Source organism: Specibacter sp. BI4 (assembly GCF_056680095.1).
This window is the reverse complement of record NZ_CM155265.1, coordinates 2291617-2314563: the sequence shown is the minus strand read 5'-3', so window position 1 is coordinate 2314563 and position 22947 is coordinate 2291617. Positions and strand designations below refer to the sequence as shown.

At 60.8% G+C, this 22947-nt stretch carries 24 protein-coding genes and 1 pseudogene; 20 read left to right on the top strand and 5 right to left on the bottom strand.

Annotated elements, in window-relative coordinates:
- Positions 1-4: 4 nt before the first annotated feature.
- Complete coding sequence (locus AC1L6K_RS10640) at positions 5-730, bottom strand: DUF4389 domain-containing protein (protein ID WP_480952652.1); 726 nt, start codon at positions 728-730, stop codon at positions 5-7.
- Between the two features lie 194 nt (positions 731-924).
- Between AC1L6K_RS10640 and AC1L6K_RS10635 the strand changes: the two genes are divergently transcribed.
- Positions 925-1269 (top strand): helix-turn-helix transcriptional regulator, encoded by a 345-nt coding sequence (locus AC1L6K_RS10635; RefSeq protein ID WP_480952651.1) that lies wholly within the window; start codon positions 925-927, stop codon positions 1267-1269.
- A gap of 483 nt (positions 1270-1752) precedes the next feature.
- Here the strand turns inward: AC1L6K_RS10635 and AC1L6K_RS10630 are convergent, their stop codons facing one another.
- Entirely contained in the window at positions 1753-2349 is a 597-nt protein-coding gene (locus AC1L6K_RS10630) for a helix-turn-helix domain-containing protein (RefSeq protein ID WP_480952650.1), read from the bottom strand.
- Between the two features lie 77 nt (positions 2350-2426).
- On the opposite strand from AC1L6K_RS10630, the gene AC1L6K_RS10625 reads away from it, so the two are divergent.
- From AC1L6K_RS10625 to AC1L6K_RS10555, 15 genes are all read left to right on the top strand, one after another.
- Positions 2427-3356 carry an NAD(P)/FAD-dependent oxidoreductase gene (locus AC1L6K_RS10625; protein WP_480952649.1) on the top strand — a complete coding sequence of 310 codons (930 nt, stop codon included), beginning with the start codon at positions 2427-2429 and terminating at the stop codon, positions 3354-3356.
- Between the two features lie 65 nt (positions 3357-3421).
- Positions 3422-3670 (top strand): putative antibiotic biosynthesis monooxygenase, encoded by a 249-nt coding sequence (locus AC1L6K_RS10620; RefSeq protein ID WP_480952648.1) that lies wholly within the window; start codon positions 3422-3424, stop codon positions 3668-3670.
- Positions 3671-3782: 112 nt separating this feature from the next.
- Positions 3783-4268 carry a hypothetical protein gene (locus AC1L6K_RS10615; protein ID WP_480952647.1) on the top strand — a complete coding sequence of 162 codons (486 nt, stop codon included), beginning with the start codon at positions 3783-3785 and terminating at the stop codon, positions 4266-4268.
- Positions 4269-4644: 376 nt separating this feature from the next.
- Complete coding sequence (locus tag AC1L6K_RS10610) at positions 4645-5085, top strand: hypothetical protein (protein ID WP_480952646.1); 441 nt, start codon at positions 4645-4647, stop codon at positions 5083-5085.
- Positions 5085-5372, top strand: coding sequence for a transcriptional regulator (locus tag AC1L6K_RS10605; protein WP_480952645.1), 288 nt, complete (start codon positions 5085-5087; stop codon positions 5370-5372). The genes AC1L6K_RS10610 and AC1L6K_RS10605 overlap by 1 nt, the downstream gene beginning before the upstream one ends.
- A 294-nt stretch (positions 5373-5666) precedes the next feature.
- Complete coding sequence (locus AC1L6K_RS10600; RefSeq protein WP_480952644.1) at positions 5667-6278, top strand: hypothetical protein; 612 nt, start codon at positions 5667-5669, stop codon at positions 6276-6278.
- 344 nt (positions 6279-6622) lie between these two features.
- The gene (locus tag AC1L6K_RS10595) at positions 6623-6856 is read left to right on the top strand and encodes a hypothetical protein (protein ID WP_480952643.1); all 234 of its coding nucleotides are present in this window, start codon (positions 6623-6625) and stop codon (positions 6854-6856) included.
- A gap of 1584 nt (positions 6857-8440) precedes the next feature.
- Positions 8441-9301, top strand: a complete 861-nt coding sequence (locus AC1L6K_RS10590; protein ID WP_480952642.1) for a phosphatidylinositol-specific phospholipase C/glycerophosphodiester phosphodiesterase family protein — start codon at positions 8441-8443, stop codon at positions 9299-9301.
- Positions 9302-9328: 27 nt separating this feature from the next.
- Complete coding sequence (locus AC1L6K_RS10585; protein WP_480952641.1) at positions 9329-10369, top strand: hypothetical protein; 1041 nt, start codon at positions 9329-9331, stop codon at positions 10367-10369.
- A gap of 863 nt (positions 10370-11232) precedes the next feature.
- The gene (locus tag AC1L6K_RS10580) at positions 11233-12294 is read left to right on the top strand and encodes a hypothetical protein (protein WP_480952640.1); all 1062 of its coding nucleotides are present in this window, start codon (positions 11233-11235) and stop codon (positions 12292-12294) included.
- Positions 12295-12321: 27 nt separating this feature from the next.
- Positions 12322-12471, top strand: a complete 150-nt coding sequence (locus AC1L6K_RS10575) for a hypothetical protein (RefSeq protein WP_480952639.1) — start codon at positions 12322-12324, stop codon at positions 12469-12471.
- Between the two features lie 15 nt (positions 12472-12486).
- Positions 12487-12732 (top strand): hypothetical protein, encoded by a 246-nt coding sequence (locus AC1L6K_RS10570; protein ID WP_480952638.1) that lies wholly within the window; start codon positions 12487-12489, stop codon positions 12730-12732.
- Positions 12733-13128: 396 nt separating this feature from the next.
- Positions 13129-13593, top strand: coding sequence for a carboxymuconolactone decarboxylase family protein (locus AC1L6K_RS10565; RefSeq protein WP_480952637.1), 465 nt, complete (start codon positions 13129-13131; stop codon positions 13591-13593).
- 60 nt (positions 13594-13653) lie between these two features.
- Positions 13654-14667: a pirin family protein gene (locus tag AC1L6K_RS10560; protein WP_480952636.1), complete on the top strand. Its 1014-nt coding sequence runs from the start codon at positions 13654-13656 to the stop codon at positions 14665-14667.
- Between the two features lie 22 nt (positions 14668-14689).
- Complete coding sequence (locus AC1L6K_RS10555; RefSeq protein WP_480952635.1) at positions 14690-15049, top strand: GNAT family N-acetyltransferase; 360 nt, start codon at positions 14690-14692, stop codon at positions 15047-15049.
- Here the strand turns inward: AC1L6K_RS10555 and AC1L6K_RS10550 are convergent.
- Both AC1L6K_RS10550 and AC1L6K_RS10545 read right to left on the bottom strand, forming a co-directional pair.
- On the bottom strand, positions 15046-16158 hold the full coding sequence (locus AC1L6K_RS10550) for an LLM class flavin-dependent oxidoreductase (protein WP_480952634.1): 1113 nt from the start codon (positions 16156-16158) through the stop codon (positions 15046-15048). The two genes, AC1L6K_RS10555 and AC1L6K_RS10550, sit on opposite strands and share 4 nt — an antisense overlap.
- Positions 16159-16800: 642 nt before the next feature.
- Positions 16801-17403 (bottom strand): NADPH-dependent FMN reductase, encoded by a 603-nt coding sequence (locus tag AC1L6K_RS10545; protein ID WP_480952633.1) that lies wholly within the window; start codon positions 17401-17403, stop codon positions 16801-16803.
- A 561-nt stretch (positions 17404-17964) separates the two neighbouring features.
- On the opposite strand from AC1L6K_RS10545, the gene AC1L6K_RS10540 reads away from it, so the two are divergent.
- From AC1L6K_RS10540 to AC1L6K_RS10525, 4 genes and pseudogenes are all read left to right on the top strand, one after another.
- On the top strand, positions 17965-18720 hold the full coding sequence (locus AC1L6K_RS10540; RefSeq protein ID WP_480952632.1) for an SDR family NAD(P)-dependent oxidoreductase: 756 nt from the start codon (positions 17965-17967) through the stop codon (positions 18718-18720).
- A 210-nt stretch (positions 18721-18930) separates the two neighbouring features.
- On the top strand, positions 18931-19149 hold the full coding sequence (locus tag AC1L6K_RS10535; protein WP_480952631.1) for a hypothetical protein: 219 nt from the start codon (positions 18931-18933) through the stop codon (positions 19147-19149).
- Between the two features lie 140 nt (positions 19150-19289).
- Positions 19290-19867, top strand: a pseudogene (gene rsmI / locus AC1L6K_RS10530) (16S rRNA (cytidine(1402)-2'-O)-methyltransferase); the annotation flags it as partial.
- Between the two features lie 47 nt (positions 19868-19914).
- The gene (locus AC1L6K_RS10525; RefSeq protein WP_480952630.1) at positions 19915-21003 is read left to right on the top strand and encodes an IS630 family transposase; all 1089 of its coding nucleotides are present in this window, start codon (positions 19915-19917) and stop codon (positions 21001-21003) included.
- Positions 21004-21141: 138 nt separating this feature from the next.
- On the opposite strand, the gene AC1L6K_RS10520 is transcribed toward AC1L6K_RS10525, so the two are convergent.
- Positions 21142-22773: a molybdopterin-dependent oxidoreductase gene (locus AC1L6K_RS10520; protein WP_480952629.1), complete on the bottom strand. Its 1632-nt coding sequence runs from the start codon at positions 22771-22773 to the stop codon at positions 21142-21144.
- Positions 22774-22947: the final 174 nt, after the last annotated feature.

Here is a 22947-nt window from a genome sequence, read left to right as displayed (position 1 = left end):
CTCGTCATGGGAGGACGGGAGCCGGCATCAACGGGGCGTCGTCAGACGCTATAGCGGGCGGTGACGGGGGTTCATTGCCGCCCATATCGAGCCGGAGCGGCGGGTAAACATCAGTCATCAGTGCTGCGTATGCGCTGACGCGGAACACCCACCTGTTCAGCCCGATGATGATGTCGAACAGGCCCCGCGGGTAGAAGCCAGCAAACAGAAGGACGATGCCGGCAATGCAGACCAGCAGACCGATGAGACCACTGCCGTATGCCCAGGCATTGCCGTTCTGCACTTGGTTATAGCCGGCGAAAGCGGCTCCGGTGAAGACGCCGATGATCAGGTAGTGCGGCAGCGCCAGCAGCCACCACTTCACCAACACGAGCCCACGTGAGAGCGACTGGGGATAATCAACATACAGCCGGGCCGGGTAGTTTGGATCGTCCGCCAGACTGAATGGCGGATAGCGGTCAGTGCCCAGCGCACTGTAGGAGTAGTAGCCGACCCGCCAGCTCCAGCGCAGCACCCCGACGTTGAAGTCAAAGATCGCCCGCGGATAGCGGCCGGTGATCAAGATGGCGACGAATGACACCACCGAAAGCACCAAGAAGGCGATCCACAGGAAGAACAGCACAATGACATGCGGGATGACCAACAACCACTTGACGAGCCACAGCCAGCGGCTCAGGTGAGGGGAATACTCGCCGTCGAGAACGAGGGGGTAGGGGAACTGTCGCTCCATGAGAAATCCTTCCATGCGCCGTGCCAGCCACCTACACAGGGCACCGGCACCTCAGCTGCGGTTGGCGTCTCCAATCCAGACAGATCCGCGACGCATGTCGGCGGGGAAGCTTTTTAGCCGACACGAGCAACGGTATGCTGCAATATAAGACATGTCAATGGATGCATGTCTTAAACATCAGATATAATGGCGACATGACTGAATGGGGATTCATGACCAATCACCTGCATGCGCTCTACTGCGTCGCGCTCCACCCCGGCATCCGGATCCGTGAGATCGCAGACAGCGTGGGAGTCCAGGAGCGGGCGGCACACCGGATCGTGTCAGAGCTGGTAGAGGGCGGCTATCTGACCCGCAGCCGCGTAGGCAGCCGCAACTTCTACGAGGTGAATCCGACCCTGCCGCTCCGCCGCGAAGGACTGGACGAAATCGCGGTCGGTGACATTCTCAACGTCTTGTTGAAATCCGTACAGAAGCGGTCTACCACGCCAAGAGCCGAGGTCCAGGCGCCCAGTGAAGTTGACTCCAGCAACCGCTAAGGAAAGCCCTGCTCATGGAGGGGCCATGAGGCAGTGAAACCGATCGACCGTTTTCGCTTCAGCTGCCACTCAGTGGGCAGCACCTCGTGGAATGACCAGGTCCTGTAGCAAAATCCGGCGCCGGGTTCCATGAAAGGCTTCTTGCGTTCTCGATGGTACTGATACGTCGGCTCCTCGACAGGAACAGTTACGCACTTCTCGCGTAAACGGATTCTTTCGAGCTGAATGACGCCAACGGGAGTTAAGCGGCTGACCTCTCGGTGATTTCCTTGGGTTGGTTGATCCACGCTGTCCCCGGGAGTGCGAGTATTTTGGGGTCGGTGGTGCAGCGTTCGAGGTGTTTCGCACGGGCGGCCGCCGTTCCCGGAGAGTGGCTCTCGATTTCACTGTCCCCGGGCACTGGTGGTCTCGCGGTTTGACCCGCTGACGGCGCCTGAGCCCCCACGGAGAATTTTCATGCAGCGCAAGGGATGTTTATCGTACTTATTCGTTGCGTTGCTTGTTGGCTTTGGCGCGGATGTGCATCCGTTCGCCCTGTCCCCCAAAGAGGCTGAGGACTTCTGCCTGCTGGTCGCCTGTGCTGCCGAACCAGTGGGGGACGTGGGTATCAAATTCTGCTACCTCCCCCGGACCCAGGACCAGGTCATGGTCTCCGAGAACAAGACGCATGTGGCCCGACAGGACATAAAGCCATTCGTATCCCTCGTGGGTCTTGAGGATGGGTTCGATCTTGGAGACAGGAATGATAATTTTCCACGCCTGCGTGCCACCGGGCTGACGGGTCAGGGGAACGACGGTACGTCCGTTCGCATTTCGGGGCTTGAGCCGGATACGGGGGTCACCCACTTCGGGCGCGCCGACGAGTTCATCCAGGGGAACGCGAAACGCTTGGGCCAACGGGAGAAGCAACTCCAGGCTGGGGCGGCGTTGACCGGTCTCCAGCCGGGACAAAGTGCTCTTGGAGATACCCGTGGCTGCCGCGAGGCTCGCCAAGGAAACGCCTCGCTGGATGCGCAGGCGTCTGAGCCGCCCACCCACTTGATCAAGCGCTGCGGCGATCACTTCCAATTGGTCATTCATACGACCTATCAAACCTCGGCGTCCCAGAAACAGCAACGATTGTTGCCGTTCCTGGCAGTCAGAGGGAACCTAAAGCCATGAATGATTACGACGTATTGATAGTGGGCGGCGGCGCTGCAGGATTGTCGGCGGCCCTAGTGCTGACCAGAGCCCGCCGCAGAGTTCTCGTGGTGGACGCGGGGGAACCCCGAAACGCGCCGGCTTCGCACATGCACGGATATTTGTCGCGTGATGGGCTGGCACCGGCGCAACTCCAGTCCCTCGGACGGGGCGAGGTTGAGGCCTACGGGGGCGAGATAATTGCAGGCACTGTCACCGAGCTGGTCCCTTCTGGCAGCACCGGATTCTGGGTGCTTCTGACGGATGGTCAGAGGATTTTCGCCCGGCGTATCCTTGTGGCCACCGGGCTGCGCGATGTACTTCCAACCATCCCCGGTCTCGCCGACCGCTGGGCACGTGATGTTCTGCATTGCCCCTATTGCCACGGATACGAGGTCCGTGATCAGCAGCTCGGCGTTCTCGGAAGTTCACCGGAAACGGTCCGCTACGCACAGATCGTCCGTCAGTGGGCCAAGGATGTCGTGCTCTTCGTGCCGGCCGGGTACCTGACAAATTTTCAGCGCTCAGAGCTCATTGCCCGTTCCATCGGGCTCGTCGAAGGTGAGGTTAGACGGATCCTTACTGAAGATGATCACCTCAAAGGCGTCGAAATGGACGACGGCCGCATCATTCCGCGCGACGCCTTGTTCGTGCCGCCGCGCTTCATTCCCAACAATGACCTCCTGGTCGGCCTCGGCTGCGCCCTAGATGAAACCGGCTGGGCTGTCAAGGACGGCACCGGCCAGACCACCGTGCCGGGAGTGTGGATAGCGGGCAACGTGGCCAACCCCCGCGCCCAAGTGATCACCGCGGCAGGCGAAGCATCCGCTGCTGCCACGGCGATCAACGTCGATCTGGTCGACGAGGACGTCCGCCACGCTGTCGAGGCGTTCAACAGGGGCTTCTAACCAACTGATCCCACCTTCCACGGCACATTTCCCCACACCCAACAAGAAAGATACGAGGCACTCCAATGTCCGTCCCATCAAACGCCGCCCGCCCAGCACCGCCGACAAAACACCAACTGGCGCTCATGATCTGGCTCGCCGTGTTCCCGACGCTGACAGTCATCAACCTCTTCTTTGGAAGCTGGCTGGGCACGCTTCACCCGATCCTGCGCACCTTCGTTCTTGCCACGGTTGCCGTTCCCATCGTCATCTACGGAATCATGCCACACCTTCACCGGATGCGGGCCAGGCTGCTCCACCACACCACAAGCTAATGCCTGATCTTTGCGCTGTACCTGCAGCAGCCCCCTCAGGTCTGCTGCAACTCCAAAAACCTCCGACGCTGTACCCGCAGGCCGGACCAGCAACAACCGAAGGAACATGACCATGTCACAGCCCGCCGCATCCTCACGCGCAATGAACCACCATCCTCTAGCCCAAATCCCCGGGGAGGACCGGCCCGTCGAGGCCGGATTGCCTGCCTTCCGCTTAAACATGATGCGGGCCGGTTACCTCCTTATGGCCGTAGGCCTCATGATCGTCAAATGGCCACTCCTGCTCCAGGCCGCTTCGATGCCCCTGATGGACGGGGTAGTCGTCTGCATTCTGACAGCGATGTCACTCCTTGCGCTCCTAGGCCTCAGATACCCGGTCGGAATGCTGCCGATTCTCTTGTTCGAGTTGATCTGGAAAGTGATATGGCTGGGGATCGTAGCCCTGCCCCACCTCATCGCCAATGACATGGATAGTGCCACTGGCGACTTGCTCTTTAGCATGGCCTTTGTCTCGGTCATCCTCGCGGTGACTCCATGGGACTACGTTTGGAAGCGCTACGTAAAGGAGCGAGGGGACAGCTGGGGACGAGCCGTCTAAGCTAAGGCCGCATCTCCGAAAGGCGAGCCCCTGAAGCTGTGGCGCCCGAGCCTATCCATCTAGCCAATGCACCCTTGAGCCTGTCGAGAACCGCTGACCGCAGCACAAACGAGCGAACAGAGTCGGAGTGGTACTTAAGGTGTTGACCGTCGATGTACGGAGCAACTCGCGGAGGTGGGCTCAGTTGCCTAAACAGCACAGCCTCAACACTTACTTGCCAAATTGGAAAGCTCGTTGCATACTTTCCATTATGGAAACTTCAGGAAGTCGCCCGACACCGGACGAGGCAGCGGCGGCGCTGCGCGACGCCGGCTCTGCCCGGGATCAACTCTCGCATCGACTGAGGCTGCCGCCTTGGTTCTACACCTCGATCGGTATGGCGGTCGTCGTTCAGATCGCCACTCTGGCTGTGGGAGTGGCCGACCAGAGCTCGGCAGGGATCGGTCTGGCGGCTGTCGGCCTGGTCCCGTTCGTACTCGTCGCGGTGGCACAGCTCATCCGCTTCCGAAGGCTGAACGGCGTCTGGGTCAGCGGCCTGGCGAGCAGGGTGATCTTCGGCGGCGATGCAGCCGCATCGACGGCGCACCTCCTAGCCATGGGCTTCGCGATCTGGGCTGCCTTCGAGGAACGCTGGTGGCTCGTGGGCCTATGCGCGATCGCTGGCGGGGTGGGCTACACCCTCTGCGGCGTCCGCTGGATGCGATCCTATCGCGGTGACCCGGCAGCCCACAGCAGGGGCGAATCGGCCATCCTGCTGGCCGTCCTGGCCGTTCCACTGCTCACAGGAGCCGTGCTGCTGCTGGTGGGCGCACGCTGATGAGGGAGCTGGACCGGCATCTCCTTGCGCCTGCCCGGCTCAAGCTGGCGACAATGCTGACTGCAGTGTCCGAGGTCGAGTTCGCGGTCCTTCGTGAAGGCCTGGACGTGAGCGACTCCGTCCTCTCCAAACATGTCGCCACGCTCGCCGGAGCCGGGTACGTGCGCAGCCGCAAGGGCACACACGAGGGCCGGCGCACGACGTGGGTGGCACTCTCACCGGCCGGCCGCAAGGTGCTTCGTAACCACGTCGAGGCACTACGCGAGATCATCGACGGCGTCGACTGATCCTCCGCACCAAGTTCGGTGAACACGTCAGCCAAAACCGCCGAGGTGCCACTTTCACCAGACAGACCAGACCGCGAGTTCAGCCCCGGATCCGACGGAGGCAAGCCAACTCTCCAACGTAAACCGGATTCCCACCCCATGTTGCCTTAAGATGCCCGCGTAAATCTCTTGACGCAAACCAAAAGCAAGCTCATGCTTAGCAACACTGAGGAGTGGTCCTGTAGTCGTAGCAACTCGGTGGTCCAAACCACTGGCAAGCGATACCTGATCCGCTCAACTGGCAGGAGTGGTGGCATGTCGAACGTCATGTATTGTGCATGGCTTGCCCGGCAGGGAAACCTAGGGTGGGAGCACGTAGAAGTCAGATTCGACGAGAGGCCCATACTGGCTACAATCCAGCTAAGCTCCTTCTCGATTCAGGAGGGAGAACGTTTCGCTGCATTCCAAAGACGGCACGCGTACGCGTATATCGAGACGGTCAACACTCCCAGAATCCAAGTAGGCGGATGGAGCTTCCCCAATCCGGACAAAGCGCTGGACAACCACGCATGGCTTACGACCGACCATCTCACGTTCTGGCTTCAGGCCGACAATGTAGAAGAGGCGTCCGCAGTGGGAGTGATCCATGACCGAAGCCCCCAATCGCTTAGGGCCGACAATATTAAAATGATGCATTTCGCTATCTATGACCAGGATGGGACCGTTCTAGGAATGCACCGAGTAGTCCAACTTTATGGCGGCAAGGAACTGGATGCAGACGAGATCCAAGACCGAGTGCTAACCCGCGCCAAGGCCCAAGTGGAGACGTCGTTACAGATCATTCCGGTCAACCCGGCTGACATCCCGCCGGGAGGGGCCTTTCGCATTGACCCCCGGACTAAACGACCGGTACAAGCGGGCGACTAAAACAAGAGGCAAGAGACTGAGGTGTGCCAAGGAATTGGTATCCATTTAGCTTCCTAAAGGTGGACGCTTTCCATGCCGTTCTCAAAAGCGGGCAGCATCTGCTTTCGTCAGTGACTCAAGAAACCGGCACTTGGTGAGGCGTGATCGTTCGGGGTGCAGGACTCATCCTCAATCTCTTCTAATGGGGTCCTTGTTGTCTACAACGGTGCCCGGATGGTGACGAGTAACTGAGATCGAAGTGTCGTCAGCGTCGATAGCAATTCGCTTTCATCCGCGTTGCGAGTTTGTCGAGATGGCCGATGGCCGATGGATCATGGTGGAGCACAATGCCTTCGATGCCCCGCATGGGCAACCTTGGACGGTCGGTGGGTGGCGAACGTATTTTTGTTGATCCCAAACATGGTGTAACGTCAGTCGATTTTGATGACTGCACCGTCAGCCTTGCAAAAATCCACAACATCACTGCAAAGGGCACCCGCAATTCCGAGCGGTCGCTGGGCCCTGGCCGCAGTTCCTTCTTGTTCTTATGCCGCGAACGAACCACCGTATCCACCAACGGCAGGCAAAGTTGCCGTTAAGCTGCGGCCCGCGCCCGTCCAACAGCTCCAAGGCAGCACCCACTTGCGCATAAGAGTCTTCGTCCAAACAGGACAATCATGCTTCAACCAGACCAACGTCGATGTTCCACATCACCACGAGAAGACGACACATAGGGCATACAAGATCAAGGGTTATTTCAAGCCTAGCCTTCTGACAAAAAGTGGGCCCTTCAGCCGAGTGAGCGATCGCGAATTATTCTGCGCACTAGCCTGTAACCCGTTCGCAGTTTGGCTCAGGAAACAGTTGCTTTTCTCGGTTAGGCAGATCGGCAAATCGGGGACTGTCCAGAAGTTGTTACCCCTCCGTAGAGTCAATATGCATGCTCGTTTCTGCCGTTAGAACGTCACCACCATGCAATTTTTCGGCCACATCAGGACCGTTTACAGCACGATACGAATCGACACTCCGGACAACAATGATTGTTGGCACGCAACAGCTCGTAGTCGACAATCAGTGACATGCCGTCCACCGTGTCGATGAACCTGCAAACGGCCTTCAAACAGCAGCTTCGGCGCTGCGTTACGCAGCCTCATCACGTTTTACTCACGTTTTTGAACGAATACCGACCGCAAATCATGACATATCAAAGGAGGCCAATTGGCTCGTACTCCCCCGGAAACTAGCGGTTTTTGACTGTCAACAAAAGCCGTTGACATGAGAGTCCTGAGATTCTCTTGGGCGTGGGTTCAATTCCCGCCCGGGGCACTTTTGTGATGTGTCGCGACATCGTTGACTGATGTAGCGGGACATCGTTGACAGAAGCTCTCTCATTCGAGGGGGCTTTTGTTATTTCTCGACCCATTTCTCCTGGTTTCGGCACCAAAACAAGTACGGGTCGCAGTCTCCATCGACTGGATAATTGGACCGTGACAAGCGCTCAGCGTGGCCGCGCCCGCACCACATGGCGCATTCCAGCACTTACTACGGTGCACCTGGCCCAGCCATAGACCAGGCCCCGGCTGGCAGACGCCACACACTGCAGTAATTCCCACCATCAAGGATGTCCCGACACATGAGTCAACGATGTATTGAAACTAGACACCGCCCCGGGGCGCACAAAAGGGCCTCTGACCTGCGGTTTCATTCCGCAGGTCAGGGCCATTTAAGGCCAAAAAATGCCCGGCTCCCCTTTTTCGCTCCAGGCCAAGCATTTGCGGCATCATCCCAGACGATGGCCGGGCCGCTCAGGCGGTCAAAGTACTTATTCGGATCCGCCGCCGGCCGGTTGACGAGACGCGTCGTTGCCCTGAAATTCTGAGACGCTAGGCAGTTGCAGTTAGGCCGGCAACGGCCCTGACCGAGTACCAAAATAACACCGAGCAAATAGCAGCGTAAGAAGAAAAATCAACCAAACGTCCCACAAACTTGACGGGCGCACCGAAGCCCAGTTTGTCCGACGCGGTGGTGGTGTCGATGGTGGCGCCACCTTTGTTCCTTCCAGTTCACCCTCCAGCAACCAAGAAGTCCTCCACCGTTCTCACACGACAAGTAGTCTCTTCACACACCATTTGCCCGGCACTCCCGATAGCCGGGCGGAGAATCGCCAATTCCAAGGAGTATCCGTGTTCGTGAAAAGAACCCTTGTCGCGGTCGCAGTCATTGCCTCTCTGGCAGGGACGGCAGCAGCCCCGGCCCAAACAGAGGCACCAAAACCGGCACCCGTCATCGTCGGCCAGCCTCTGGACCAGGCGCATGCACACAACGACTATGAGCATGACCGCCCCTTGCTCGACGCGCTGGAACATGGCTTCACCAGCGTCGAAGCGGACGTGTGGCTGGTGGACGGCGAACTGCGGGTTGCCCACGACCTGGCGGACGCGAAGCCCGGCGTTACGCTCGAGCGCCTCTACCTTGAACCGCTCCAGGATCTGGTCCGCGGCAAGGGCCGCCACAGCGTCTACCCGAAGTGGGACGGCAGCCTGCAACTCCTGATCGACATCACGAGTGAAGGCGAGGCCACCTACGCCGCCCTTGAGCAGGAACTGGCCGAGCACCGGAGCATCATGAGCCGCTACACCAATGGCAACATCAAGACCGGTCCGGTCACCGCGGTCGTCAGCGGCAACCGCCCGCTGGCCACCATGCAGGCACAGCAGAAGCGGTACAGCTTCTACGACGGACGCTCGTCCGATCTCGCATCCGGCATACCCGCCGGACTGATGCCGCTGGTCAGCGACAACTGGACCAAGCTGTTCACCTGGCAGGGCGTCGGACCCATGCCCGAGGCCGAGCACACCAAACTCCGCGCCTACATGGCCCAGGCCCACGCCCAGGGATACCGCGTTCGTTTTTGGGGCACGCCGGATCAGCCAGGCGCAGCCCGCGAAGCCGTCTGGAACGAACTCGCCAACGCCGGCGTGGACAACATCAACACCGATGACCTTGCGGGTCTGGAACAGTTCCTCACCGCCCGCACCCGCTAACGCCCACCCAGCAGAGACAGGAACACCATGCGTTCAAAGACCATGACAATCACGACGGCGGCAGCCGTCCTGGCGCTCGGCCTCCTTACGTCCCCACCCGCCAACGCAACCGGTACCACCTCAGGCAGCGAGGCCTTCACGTTCGGCGTCATCGGCGACATCCCTTACGGCGATGCCGAGATCGCCAAGTTCCCAGCACACATTCAAGACATCAACGCTGACAAGGCGCTGAAGTTCGTCACCCATGTGGGGGACATCAAGAACGGTTCCACGGTTTGCTCCGACGAGTACTTCGCCAGCATCCGCACGCAGTTCGACACCTTCACGCACCCGCTGGTATTTACCCCGGGCGACAACGAGTGGGTGGACTGCCACCGCACCAACAACGGTGCTTACAATCCGCTGGAACGGCTGGACAAGCTGAGGGAAGTATTCTTCAACGAACCCGGCAAGACACTTGGTGCCACCATGCCCGTGAAGAGCCAGGCGAACCTGGGACTGCCCGAGAACGTCCGCTTCACCCAGAACAGGGTGGCCTTCTCCGTGCTGAACGTCCAGGGCAGCAACAACTCCCTCCTGCCATGGAGCGGCCTGGGCAAAGCCACAGCCACGCCGGAGCAGCTGGCCGAAGTTGAACGCCGGACAGATGCCGTCCTGGCCCAGATCAAGGACACGTTCGGAGACGCCGAGCGCCGCAACGACAGGGCCGTGGTGCTGATGACCCAAGCAGACATGTTCGATCCTTCGCTGCTCGCCGCGGCGTCCTCCAACCCGGAAGCTGTGTCCGGGTTCCGCGAGATCGTGCAGACCATCGTCAAGGAGACCAACCGCTTCGACGGCCCGGTCTACCTCATTAATGGCGACAGCCATGTTTTCGCGGAGAACCAGCCCCTCGCGGAAGGCTCACCCTGGCTGGGGATCTACGGCGTGCCCGCCGCGGATGACCTCAAGCGCATCACCGTGGACGGCTCCGCCAACGCCACGAACTACGTCAGGTTCAAAGTCGCCGGGAACAGCGCCGACGGTGCGGACATCCTCAGCTGGGAGAGGGTTCCCTTCAGCCAGTAGGCACCCAACGGAAGCGGACGACGGCGGGAGGTCCCGCCGTCGTCCGCTGACGGAAGTTGGAGCAGAAACGCGCATCCCCTCGACCCCCGACTGAGGGGTCAAATAGTGAGAACGGTTGGAAGCATACGCTGCTTCGAGGTAAATCGCTGACATGCCTGTTCTTACGGCATTGGGCGCCCAAAACAGTACAGGGAGCAAAAAGCAACCAACTCCCCCTTTTCAACCAAGAACTACGGCAATGCACGACATGCCACAGCCTTCGGAAACTGCAAATACCGCGAAAACAAGCGGATTATGACAAGTATCCCCACCCAGCAAAATCCAGATGACCAGATTCTCTTGGTCGCTGGTTCGATTCCAGTCCGGGGCACAAAAAGAGCCTCTGACCTGCGGTTTTACTCTTTTGGCCGGGTGCGCCGAGGTGCCAGATCACGTTCTACTCACGTTATTGAACGAAAAGTTGATCACGTTTTTGACATTTTAAGCAGCTATTTCGACTCCACTTGAGGTCACGCTTTTTCAATCGGCGCGCATAAAAGTGGCGGAAATCCGCGGTTTTCCCGGGCCAGAACGACCCACTACCGTGACTGCCAATAATCGGCCCTCCGAGCGCCCTACTCACGGCACTAACGACCGTCGGTTAGCCAAGAACTTCCCCCGAGACTGCAAGCATCCCGGCGCGGCAGAGTCGATCTTCCAGCTCCCGTAATCGCCACCCCGCCTGCCAGACTCCCAGCCCTTCCCCAATGAAGGTACCTTCCCGGACACCGAAATACCGCGACCGAATGAATCGTTCCTAGAAGTCCGTCACACGGCGCTGGCGATCCCTGCTACTCTTCCCCCAAGGGAATTGAGGCCATTACATGGGCATTCTGATCCGCGACGCGGAGAGCGGTTGGCGTGAGCCCGCCGGCACGGGCTACGAGAATGAAAATGCCCTACAGCAGATCTTGCACGACCACCCAAACCTGGTGCCCGGCGTCGCCGACCAAGCCGTGGCGTGCCGTGAATTCCAGTCCGGTGCCGGTCGAGCGGACGTCGTCATTTTGGACCCACAGGGGAAGTTGACCCTCGTTGAGTGCAAGCTGGCTGCGAATCCGCAGGTGCGCCGCGAGGTGATTGGGCAAGTCCTCGACTACGCATCCAAGATGTGGCGCATGGACGTGGACGAGTTCGAGCGAGTATGGCGGAGCGCCGACGGCGGCCGGGTCTCTCCGTTCGAGGAGCTGGACGACCAAGATGGCCGAATTAGGACTGCGGTGAAGGAGAACCTCGCATCCGGCCGGTTCAACCTTGTCCTCGCCGTCGATGATCTGAACGACGACGTCAAACGGATCGTCGAGTTCCTCAATGCCGTAACCGTCCCCACAACCGGGGTAATCGTCGTCGAATTCACGCATGCTCAGGATGGGGACGTCGAGATTCTCATCCCCACCGCGTACGGCACCGATTTCGTCGAAGCGAAGGCCGCAGCGTCCGCCGCGACCTTGCGGACCTGGGGAGAGCAAGATTTCCTGGCCTGGTGCGATACAAATGACCCGACGGCGACGCCACTGATCCTCGAGTTTTTGGACGCCCTGCGCTCCACCGGGTTCCAAATTGTCGGCGGCAGAGCACAAACCCCGTCCCTGAACTGCTCGATCAGCTCGCCTCACGGCGTGAGATGGCCGGTGGCCCTCTATACATCCGCTTCCGCGAAGGAGCCTTCGGCGAAGGTCGAAGTGAGGTTTCCCGACTATCGAGGACAGCTCGAAGTACGGGAGGCCCTCGCGCAAGGGGTGGAGGCGATCCCCGGAATCCCGATCCCAGTGGACCTCGTCCGGCTGTCCGACTACAGGAGACGACCGAACATCCCGGCCCGAGACTTTACGGCCGAACAGCTGCGGGCACTGCCAGCGGCGGTGGCCGCCGCGATCCGAGGATAAAGCCTGACCACCTCCCACGGAAGTGCAATGCAGCCCCTGCGCACCTACTACACCGTCGCCTCCACCCATGATTTCCAGGGCGACGCCTGCGAAGTCTCCGGGTTGTTCTTCATCTGCTATCCCACCATCGCCCCGTCGAGCTTGGACTTCCATGGGAAGCGCGCGATTCCCGGTTGAGAGAACTCCCTGCTGATGCCGACCTTGAAGGACGGCACCGTGTACCGGGTGGAAGTCACCGAGCGCGGACAGAAGCTGGGCGAGTCCCAGCCGCTGTGGACCTCCGTGAACCGGTATCGGGACACCGCCATTAGCGGTAACGGCAGCACCATTTACGTGGCCGCCGACAAAGACGGGCTGGCCCGCGGTGCCAACGGCGACGCCACGACCGTCTTGGAAAACCCCGGTGCCATCTTGGTCTTCCACTACACCGGCAATTAACCCGGAAGGAATCTGAACCCGCACCCTCAGGCTGAAGCCCGGCGGGCCGACGGCACTACGCCCGCCGGCCCGCACGGGTGTGCTGTGCGCCTAGCCGGCCCCTCCCACTCCGGACAGGGACCCACACCCGTGCACACCGCTCTCCACCGGGCAGTAGTTCGAGCACGCCGATACGCAATACTCAGAAGCCAGGGACTGAGGGGGTTCGGCGGGATGTATGCAATTGACTTCTGAAGACAGATTGTTCGGTGCTCGGGTGCACCTTCCCGCTTGGCAGGCATCCCCAATCCTGGCGGCCCTCCGACCGGGCATGGGCGCTTTCGCTGCGCGATATGAAAGGATGAACTGACCACACAAATGCGGGTTTGCTGCCCGTTGACTGCCTCTGGGAGAGCAATGACGACGAGTGACCGCTTCTTTTTAGACAAGTCAGACCCGGCCGCGTGGCGCGCTCTTAACGGACTGGCTTTGAAGACCCAAAGTGCGACCGAGGCGGCAGGAATCCCCCGTGCGGCGATCGAGTTGCTGAACGTGCGGGTTTCCCAACTCAACGGTTGCGCGTATTGCCTGGACATGCACAGCCGATACGCATTGGATGCCGGCGTGAGCAATCAGCAGTTAGCAGTATTGCCCACTTGGCGTGAAACCGCACTTTTCACGGACTTGGAACGTGCCGCGCTGTCGATCGGTGAGACCGTCACGGTCCTGCCGGAGGACCACACGCGACAGGCGGATCTCCAGCAGACACGCACGGTCCTCACAGACGAACAGTTTTCGGCCCTGCAATGGGCTGCCGTGGCGATCAACGCGTTCAACCGTGTGTCGATCATGAGCCGTCACCCTGTCCGTGCCCGTGGCTAAAGCCCAGGCTGAGGTAACAAGGGTGGATGGTCCCTTGGGCACGGATCTAGACTTTGTCTCATGAGCAATCTGGAAACCGCGCCCGAGGAAGTTGTTTGCGTCCTGGAGGAAACGATGGGAAACGTCGAGGTCCTTTCTCCTCGGCAGGTTCCCCTGGGCGGTGTTCGGGCCATGGACGTCCGGCGCACGCTGCCACAGAAGCGGCGCAGCCTCATCGGAGCCTGGTGTTTTGTGGACCACTTTGGGCCAGACCGTGTGTCCGAGTCCGGCGGCATGAACGTCCCCCGACACCCCCACACCGGGCTGGCCACCGTCAGCTGGCTGTTCACGGGCGAGATTGCCCATCACGACTCAGCCGGTTTTGCCGCCACCGTCCGCCCTGGGGAAGTGAACCTGATGGTCGCCGGAAGGGGCATCTCGCATCAGGAGTTCTCCACTCCGGACACCTCGATCCTGCACGGGGCGCAGCTGTGGTTTGCCTTGCCCGAGAGGACCAGGAACATGGCACCGACCTTCCACCACTACGCCCCTGAAGCCGTCCGGGGAGAGGGAACGGAGCTACGAGTGTTCTTGGGCTCCTTGGCAGGATCGACATCTCCGGTGGACACGTACACCCCTGCGCTCCTGGGAGCTGAGGCGGTCCTGAGGACCGGCGCGCGGCTGGAGTTGGATCTGGATCCGTCGTTCGAGTACGGCATCCTGCTCGACACCGGCGAACTGCGCCTGGACGGCGAAGCTGTGCCAGTGGATCATTTGGTCTATTTTCCCCCCGGACGGACGTCCTTGCTGCTCGAGGCCGGTGAAACCCCCGTGCGGGTGCTCATCATCGGCGGTGAACCCCTGGGCGAGCAGATCGTCATGTGGTGGAACTTCATTGGCAGGACCCATGAGGAGATCGTCGCCTACCGTGCGGCCTGGCAGGCGGAAATAGATGCCGAACCGGCAGACCCGCCCGCAGAAGCAACCTACCCCGACCAGGCGCCCTACCCACGTTTTGGCACTTATCCTGAAGGGATGCCGGCACCCCTGCCTGCACCCGTGCTGCCCAACGTCCAACTGCGCCCACGTGGTTGACACGTCCAACTCTGGAGGAACCGTGGAACAAGAACCCCCCATCACCGTCCGGCCCAATGCTGATCGCCGCCGCTACGAGCTCCTCGACGGCGGCCGGGTTATTGGCAAGGCGCATTGGCTACCCTTCGAGTCCGCCTCGAATACGGAGCGCATTTTCTACCACACGACCGTGAACGAGGAATATAGCGGACAGGGGCTCGCCGCCACGCTCGCCCGGTTCGCTCTGGAGGACACCATTGCCGCCAGCATGGTCGCGGTGACCGTTTGCCCCTTTTTCACCGCGTACGTGCGCAAGCACCCGGAATTTCAGGAGCACACGGTGCCGGTCCGTCCGGAACACCTGGCCGCCGTTGATGCGGCGGCCAGGCAGGCCCGGCCCTAGGCGCCGACTGTTGCCAGGCCAGGCTTCGTGGTGCCCGCGAGCTTCGCCGCGAGACGGTTGGCGTGCGTGGGAGCCTGCGGGTGATCCGCGGGCTTGCGCTTGGCGTACTCAGCACGCAGTTCTGGCAGCACGGTTTCCCCGAAGAGGTCCAACTGATTCAGCACGGTCTTCAGCGGCAGCCCGGCGTGGTCGATGAGGAACAACTGGCGGTGATAGTCCCCGAAGTATTCCTGGAAGGACAGGGTCTTCTCCAAGACTTCCTGTGGGGAACCAACAGTCAGCGGCGTCTGGGACGTGAAGTCCTCCATTGAAGGACCATGGCCGTACACCGGAGCACTGTCGAAGTACGGGCGGAACTCCTTCACTGCGTCTTGGGACTTCCGTGCCATGTAGAACTGCCCGCCCAAACCCACGATCGCTTGGTCGGCGCGGCCGTGGCCGTAGTGCTCGTAACGTTCGCGGTAGAGGTCGATGAGCTGCTTGTAGTGTTCCTTGGGCCAGAAAATGTTGTTGGCGAAGAACCCGTCACCATAGTAGGCGGCGATTTCGGCGACCTGCGGGGTGCGGATGGAACCGTGCCAGACAAAGGGGGCAACGCCGTCGAGCGGTCGCGGGGTGGAGGTGAAGTTCTGCAATGGAGTGCGGAACTTACCTTCCCAGGTGACTGTGTCCTCGTCCCAAAGGCGGCGCAGGAGGTTGTAGTTTTCGATCGTCAACTCCACACTGTCCTGCTGGTTCTTGCCAAACCAGGGATAGACAGGGGCAGTGTTGCCACGGCCCAACACCAGATCCACCCGCCCATTGGAGACGTGCTGGAGCATAGCGAAGTCCTCGGCGATCTTCACCGGATCGTTCGTGGTGATCAACGTGGTGGCTGTGGAAAGGATGATCCTTTCCGTCTGCGCGGCAATGTTCGCCAACAGGATCGTCGGGGAAGAAGAGAAGAACGGGCTGTTATGGTGCTCCCCGACCGCATAGACGTCCATTCCGATCTCTTCAACCTTCTTGGCGATCGCCACGGAAGCCTTGATTCGATCACCCTCAGTAGGGATCCGACCTGTGGTCGGATCCGCCGTGATGTCGCTAACGCTAAAGACGCCGATCTGCATGGGATGCTCCTTCAAGTGGGTAGCCGCACACTTTCCAAGAATATTGTATGCGCATGCATGTAATAGCGTGCGGATCTCACATTCCATTCCCTTGCGTCACTGTGCGGTGAGACACAACAAATCGACGGACGGCAGCTCCGCCCCACGCAACGGAACAGAACCGCGGGTCAGGTGCGGAAGCGAAAGTTTTAAGCCGGTGAATGAAGCCGCGAACCAGCGGGCCGCGTCCCGGGCGGGGAATCAGCCCTTTGGGGCCGCCTGTCCCCCGATCGAGCCGTCAATCCAGGAACAGCGTTGGTAACCATGGAACCCCCATACAACCGTGTAATCTCCAGCGCCCTTAGGCGGGGTGTGGATGGAGTCGCTGGCGATCCGCTGTCCGGACGGATTCTCGGACCTCGCCGCCGAGCGCGACAGGGAACAGTCTCGGTCGGCGTCCGAAACCGTCCTCCGCCACGGCTGGGAACCCCCGCAGTCCCCCTCTGAGCTGCGGGCATTCTGTCCCGCGGCATTACATGAGCGAGACATATCCTGATCCAGGGCCCGGCTGAAGTTCGCCCATCACTAATGGCTCGCGGCCCACGTCTGGGGCCGCGAGCCATACTTAGGGAAGTTGTGTGGCAGGACAGTTGTCCCTGAAGGTTACTTCCTTGAGGTGGGGTCTTCGTCACCGATGTGCCCCGGCGCCGCAACGGCAAGGACACGCTGGACGAAGGCGCAGTACTCGTCCATGTAGTGCCGCAGGAAGGCTTCCGTGGCTTCATTTTTGACCTCACCGTCGTCGCCGAAGACCTCGGGGCTGAAGGTGATGTAGGCCTCTGGGGAGTTGAGCTGAGGGGCGTCGAGGAAGCTCAGGACGCTGCGCATTGATGATTGCATGACGGCGGTTCCGATGCCTCCGGGCGAGGCGCCGATGATGCCTGTGGGTTTGCGGGCAAAGGAGTTTGTTCCCCAGGGCCGGGATCCCCAGTCGATGGCGTTCTTCAGGGCGCCGGGAATCGAGCGGTTGTATTCAGGGGTGATGAAGAGGATGCCCTCCGATGCTTCGATGGCCTGCTTGAGATCCTGCCCTGCAGGCGGGAAGTCGCTGTCAAAATCAGAGCTGTACAACGGCAGATGACCGATGGGGATTTCGGTGAACTCAAGTTCTTCCGGGGCGAGCCTGATAAGCGCTTTGGACAGGCTCCGGTTGATGGAATTACTGGCGAGGCTGCCGACGAAGTAGCCGATCTTGATTCCGGTCATGGCTGATGTCCTTCTCGAGGCCAGACAAGGAGGACGTCAATCGAGCCAACCCTGCCCGTGCACGGATAGTGGGTCCCACGCTCAGCAGTCTAGACCCCGAAACCTTGGGCAGACTAGGGAGGCGGCAGGCTTTTTAATGAACGATCAATTAGCGTAATTGTAGGACCCCGTCAGAACGACACGCTCCGGCTGGTCGCCTCTCAACAGTTGGAACCACGTGCAGCCCAGATCAACGAGGCCGCACCGAATTCGACATCAGCGCCGAGGCTCGACGGCCCTGGCGCAAGTGCATTCGCGAATTTCGGCAATCATGTCGTGAGTCGCCGACCCAACGAACGTTGGCAGCAGGCCCATTCCGGCCCGGACTCCTTCCGGTAAGCCAGCCACCTACTCGCCCCATATGCCCCCACAGCGGGGCTGCACCTGAGAAGCAGGCAAAAATCATGACAGTTCATGCATACGCATGGAATATTTGCCCTGCAACCCCGGTTGGCACAGATGAGTGGCTAAACCAGCACTCGCCACGGAAATCTGCGGGACTGATCCCGCGTAGGAGGAATCATGGGCAACTTCGAAGGCAAGACCGCGCTCGTCACCGGCGCAGGGTCCGGACTTGGGGAAGCGATCAGCAAGGACCTCGCGAAGAACGGTGTCAACATCGTTGTCGTCGACCTCAACCTCGACAGTGCCACCCGTGTCGCCGACGAGATCACAGCTGCAGGGGGCACCGCGATTCCGTTCCAGGCCAACACAGCGAACGCAGAAGACAGCAAGAAGGCCGTCGACTTCGCGGTCGCGAGCTATGGTGCTCTCAACTATGCCGTCAACAACGCAGGCATCGGCGGAGCCAACGCTCCTGTTGGAGACATTGATATTGAGGACTGGGACCGGGTCATCGCCATCAACTTGAGCGGAGTCCTCTACGGAATGCGCTACCAGATCCCGGCCATTCTTGCCGCGGGTGCCTCCGAAGGTGCCATCGTAAACATGGCCTCGATCCACGGCGCTGTGGCTGCTCCCGGCAACGCCGCTTACACCGCGACCAAGCACGCCGTCGTGGGCTTGACCAAGACTGCTGCGGCTGAATATGGGGCACAAGGGCTGCGTGTCAACGCGATCGGGCCCGGCTATATTGATACGCCACTATTGACCGCTGCGCCGAAGGAAGTCGTCGATGGTCTCGAGGCCAAGCATCCGCTTGGCCGCTTGGGACAGCCGGAGGAGATCGCGAACGTCACCACGTTCATGCTTTCCGACAAGGCCAGTTTCATGACCGGCTCGTATGTACTCGTCGATGGCGGCTACACCGCCGTCTAGTCATCGCGGCTGCGAGCCGGCGGCTCGTGTGTACTGCGCAGCGCTGCCCCTTTGCGAGCCCATTGAGCATCCTAACAGCGCGTCCCGCAAGCCGAACGGCTTGCGGGACCATTGGACGAAGCGTCCTGATTGCAACAGATGCTCTGCTGCAGCCCTGATCTGATGGCAGTCTCCGATAAGCGCTAAGTGGTCAAGGGTAAGCTAGGAAACGTGAACAGCAGTGTCGGGCGCATCGCCCTCATCGCCATCGGTTTGATCGCTGTGATCATCGGTGGAGTATTCGCCGGGCAGGGAATGAACCTGATCCCGGGAAGTTTCATGACCGGTAACCGAATGTGGCTCTCCATCGGGCTGATCGTCGCGGGCGTCGGCATCATCCTTATGGTGCTCGGCCTACGTCGACCCAAGACCGGCCGCCCGAGCAAATAAGGCTCGGCTGGGCCGCACGTCTGGGTTTGTCCCGGATCTGATAGAGCTTGTGTCAACGTTGGCGAGACCTTCATGCCTAGCCTGTCCCTGATGTCCTGTCTCATCTAAAGTGACGCAATCTCAAGTTGGATGACGCATCGTCCGGCATGCCGTCCGTGTCCGATCCGGGCTTCCGGCAGGTTGAGGCCGCCGTTGCCGCCGACGTCCGCGCGACCGCGGCCCCAGCCCGTCCTCCGCGCTGACAGCCCTGGCCCTCTACGGCCTGCCCACCGACCGCTTCTGCTTTGAGGGATTCCTGCCGCGCAAGTCGGGGGAGCCCGCGCCGCGCCTGCACGAGCTTGCACTGGGACCGCGCACGATGGTGTTTTTGAGGCGCCGCACCGGCTGGAGGCCATGCTGCGTGCGCTGCACACCGCGTTTGGTCCTACCGCCAGGCCGCCGTGTGCCGGGACTGACCAAGACGTATGAGGACGTGATCCGCAAGCCGCTCTCCGGCCCGCTGGAATGGGCGGAGGCCACTGAGATCTGCGGCGAGATTGCCATTGTGGTGGCGGGTGCCCCCGTCTCCGATCCCGGCACGCCCGAGGACCACGTGGCTGCCGTCAATGAACTGATCGGCCAGGGCATGCGGATGAAGCAAGCCTTGGCGGTCATTGCCCTCGACGTCCACGTAAGCAAGCGCGAACCGTACAGTGCGGTGTTGGCGGCACGGGGCTAGTGGCGTGTCTCCAAAATAAGCAATGAGTGTGGGTTTAAGCTGGGTTTATGTCGAGACCAGCTGCTGCGTTGTCGTTGTCCGAGGCTGAGCGTCCTGTGTTGGAGGCTTTGTCTAAGTCCCAGGTTGCCGCCCATTCGGAGGTGCAGCGGGCGCAGGTGTTGTTGATGGCTGCCGACGGTTTTCCCAATGAGTGGATTGCCAAGGTGGTTGGGGTGACGCCGGGAACGGTGCGTGCCTGGCGGAATCGGTTCGCAGCTGAGGGGTTGAAGAAGCTTGGTGCGGTGGCGCCCGGGCGTGGGCGGAAGAAAGTGATTCCGGAGTCGAAGATCGCTGAGATCGTGGAATTGACGCGGTTTTCCAAGCCCGAGGGTGCCACGCACTGGTCCGTGCGGTCGATGTCGGCAAGGGTGGGGGTGTCCCCGGCGCAGGTGCAAAGGATCTGGGCGGCGCGCGGCTTGAAGCCTCACCGGGTGGAGACATTCAAGCTCTCCACGGACCCGCACTTTGATGAAAAGCTCATCGACGTGTGCGGGTTGTATTTGGACCCGCCGGCGAATGCGATCGTGTTGTGCATGGATAGGAAGACCTCGATCCAGGCCCTGGACCACGCCCAGCCGTCGCTGCCGATGAAGAAGCGCCGCGGCGAAACCATGACGCACGACTACAAGCGCAACGGCACCACAACACTCTTCGCAGCGCTGGAGGTGGCGACCGGGAAAGTGATCGGCTCCTGCGTTGACAAGCATCGCCACGAGGAGTTCCTGGCCTTTTTGAAGACCATCGAAAAGGAGGTCCCGAAGGGCCTGGAAGTCCATCTGATCCTGGACAACTACGCCACACATAAGCATGCCGAAGTGAAGTCCTGGTTGGGCAAACATCCCCGGTTCCACCTACATTTCACCCCGACATCATCGTCCTGGCTGAACCTGGTCGAGCGCTGGTTCAGGGACCTCACGGACAAGGCCCTGCGCCGGGGTGTCTTCCACTCCGTACCGGACTTGATCGGCAAAATTGAGGAATACATTCAGGTCAACAACGAGCACCCAAAACCCCTGATCTGGGTCGCGACCGCGGACTCCATCCTGGAAAAAGTCGCCCGTGACCGCGTCGCACTCCAGGCCATCAAGCAAAACTGAGACACACCACCAGCATCTGCGAGATGTCCTCTTTTAGGTATGAAAATTTGACTGTGGCAAGCCATATTTTCCCCTAAAAGACCGGCACTTCGTGTTTAAAACGCCGTGCAGACCCGAACCTAATTGGTGGATCAAGGCTTAAACTACGGTGAACGTCATGGAGTGCCAGCCCGTTGAACCGTCGGGCTCCGGCGGGGCCTGCTGTTCGATTTGCAACTGCCCGTCGCTGTCATAGGCGCGCACTTGAACCTTGTGCGTGCCGGCCGCTGCCTCGTCCCAGGCATAGGACCATTGGCGCCAGGTGTCCACGGACGCTTCCGCGGCCAGCACCGCAGGCTGCCAGCCGCCGTCGTCAAACCTGACTTCAACCTTGGAGATCCCCTTGGTTTGGGCCCAGGCGCTGCCGCCGATGGAGACTTTCCCTGCCGGAACCCGGGCCAGGGCGCGCGGCACCTCAATCCTGGAAGCTGTCTTGATGGGCCCGTGTGAGGACCAGCCGCGCGAGGTCCAGTATCCTGCCTTTTCGGCGAACGTGGTCACTTCCAGGTCCACAACCCATTTGGTGGCTGAGACAAAACCATACAGTCCCGGCACCACCATGCGCACGGGGAAACCATGTTCCAGGGGCAGCGGTTCCCCGTTCATGCCCACGGCCAAGATGGCGTCCCGGCTGTCCTGCAACACCGGCAGGGGGGTGGAGGCGCTGAAACCGTCAATACTGGTGGAGAGCACCATGTCTGCCCCGGCCTTGGGCTTGGCACGGGCCAGAATCTCGCGCAGCGGGTAGCCGAGCCACTTGGCATTGCCTGCCAGATTTCCGCCCACCACGTTGGAGACGCAGGTCAGGGTCACATATGACTCAATGAGCTCTTGTGCCAGCAGTTCCTCGAAACCCAGGGTGAATTCATTTTCCACCATCCCGTGGACGCGCAGTTCCCAATTGTCCGGATCAATTTCGGGAACGATTAAGACCGTGTCGATGCGGTAAAAGTCGTTATTGGGCGTGACGAACGAGGTGACACCGTCCACGGGGGCCTGCGCGCCGGCGGGCAGCGGAGCCGCCTTCGTCTTGGGCGCAGGGAGTTTCAGCGCCTCCCGGACCGCAACCGCAGTATTGCGGGCCGTGGAAAGCAGCGTCCCGCCGAAACCGACGACGACGGCCACGCCAGCCACCGCTGCCGACCGCAACAGGAAGGCGCGTCTGCTGGGTGATGGGGCAACGTCCGGGACGGGGGCCGCGGAGGGGCCGCCCGCCGTCGAACCTTCAGGCCTACGCAATCGTGCCGGTGGTTCCGGGCGGGTGGCGGAACCGCGCGCAGCATCCGTGAGGTAGCGCAGCACCCAGAGGCCGGCCGCGGTGCCGAGCAGGAGTGGCACAAGGTCAAAAGGCCCGGCACCGGCGCGGGTGATGATGGACAAAGCCATGATGAGGGCGAACCCCAGTACCATGGCAGCACCGGCCCTAAAGTTTCGTCGTGCCACCACACCCGCCACCGCCGCCAGCACGGCCGCCGCAACGGCCATGGAGATCAGCAGGACGAGCTTGTCGTTCGTACCAAAGGTGGCGATCGCGAAGTTTTTCATCCACGCCGGGGTGAAGTCGATGAACGCGGATCCAACGGAGGTCAGGGGTGAGGCCGCAGGCCCAAAGAAGGCCGAGCCCAGCTCGGCCACAGCAAAGAGGCTGCCTGCTGCAATGTTGCCCGTAAGTGAACCTGCCGCCGTGCTGCGCCAGTTGATTTGTCGTGTTGTGGTGCTTCGCTTGCCCATGTCAGGCTCCTTGAAACGGTTACGTGGCCACCGCTCGTGGAAGCCGGTGGAAGTGATTGCTTGTACTTCGGAGCCACGCGTCCGCCGGATTGCCCGCTGAGTTAGATTCTTTGCGACGAGCCCAACATACGCTGTGGCACAGGCGCCAAAGCGGATGTTGGAGAGCCTGCACCA